Raw genomic sequence first — 1,517 nt, forward strand, 5'->3', positions numbered from 1 at the left:
CTTGAAGTACGTGAGCACCGGAAGCGCAGGAACCCGCCATTTGCAGGCCGGCATCACCTGAATATCGACAGACCTCCGGCGACACAATCTTCGAGGACAGCGACCAATTGATCCGCGTTCTGGGCATTGAGACGAGTTGCGACGAGACCGCTGCCAGCGTGGTGGCGCTGGATGGCCGCGCCGCGCCCGAAATCCTGTCCAACATCGTGCTCAGCCAGATCGAGGAGCATTCCGTGTTCGGCGGCGTCGTGCCGGAAATCGCTGCGCGCGCCCATGTCGAGGCGCTCGACGGCATCGTCGAGGCGGCCCTTGCCGATTCGGGCGTGGCGCTGGGCGAGGTCGACGCGATCGCCGCGACCGCGGGTCCCGGCCTTGTCGGCGGGCTGATCGTCGGGCTGATGACGGCGAAGGCGATTGCCGCCGCCGCCGACAAGCCGTTGCTCGCCATCAACCATCTCGAAGGCCATGCGCTGACGGCGCGCCTGACCGACGGGCTTGACTTTCCCTACCTGCTGCTCCTGGTGTCCGGCGGCCACACCCAGATCGTCGCCGTGCGCGGCGTCGGCGACTACCAGCGCTGGGCGACGACCATCGACGACGCGCTCGGCGAAGCCTTCGACAAGACGGCCAAGATGCTCGGCCTGCCCTATCCCGGCGGTCCCAACGTCGAGAAGGCGGCGGCGTCGGGCGATGCGAGCCGTTTTGCCTTTCCTCGCCCGATGAAGGGCGCGGCACAGCCTGATTTCTCCTTCTCCGGCCTGAAGACGGCCGTGCGCCAGGCCGCGACCGCCATTGCGCCCTTGAGCGACCGGGATGTCGCCGACATCTGCGCCTCGTTCCAGGCGGCGGTGGCGGATGCGCTGAGCGACCGCGTTTCGCGCGCGCTCTCCCGCTTCCGCCAGGAATTCCCTGATAAGGCGAAGCCGGCGCTGGTCGTCGCCGGCGGGGTCGCCGCCAACCGCACCATCAAGGCGACGCTGGAAACGCTCTGCGCCGAAGCCGGCTTCGACTTCATAGCGCCGCCGCAAAAACTCTGCACCGACAATGCGGCGATGATCGCCTGGGCCGGTATCGAGCGCCTGCGCGCCGGGATGGCGCTGGAGAATGCCGCCGATTTCGTGCCGCGCTCGCGCTGGCCGCTGGACAGCGTCTCCGCCCCGATGGTCGGCTCCGGCCGACGCGGAGCCAAGGCATGACCGAGGTGGTCACCAGCGGCCACGAGGCGCCGAGCGGCTGGCGCGTCGCCGTGCTAGGCGGCGGTGCCTGGGGCACGGCTCTGGCGTTGGCCATGCTGCGCGCCGGTCATTTCGTCCGCCTCTATGCGCGCGATCCGGAAACCGTCGCCGCGATCGATCGCGGCGAGAACCCGCGCTATCTGCCGGGCATCGCTCTGCAGCCCGGCATCGTGGCGACAACCGATATCGAGGCTGCGCTCGACGGCGCCGACTGCGTGCTCGCGGTGACGCCAGCGCAGTCGTTGCGCGGCATGCTGACGGCCGCCAACGACTATGTGCAAT

The 1,517-nt window shown here is 68.9% G+C and carries 2 protein-coding genes; both read left to right on the forward strand.

Annotated features, from left to right (window positions below; translation table 11 throughout):
* Positions 1-110 precede the first annotated feature (110 nt).
* Positions 111-1,196: a tRNA (adenosine(37)-N6)-threonylcarbamoyltransferase complex transferase subunit TsaD gene (gene tsaD, locus EOA33_RS35340; RefSeq protein ID WP_189347337.1), complete on the forward strand. Its 1,086-nt coding sequence runs from the start codon at positions 111-113 to the stop codon at positions 1,194-1,196.
* Positions 1,193-1,517 (forward strand): NAD(P)-binding domain-containing protein (locus EOA33_RS35345; RefSeq protein ID WP_190234487.1); only part of this gene is annotated, 325 nt, incomplete at its 3' end. The genes tsaD and EOA33_RS35345, both read left to right, overlap by 4 nt.

Source organism: Mesorhizobium sp. M4A.F.Ca.ET.050.02.1.1, from assembly GCF_003997725.1.
Taxonomy (GTDB): domain Bacteria; phylum Pseudomonadota; class Alphaproteobacteria; order Rhizobiales; family Rhizobiaceae; genus Mesorhizobium.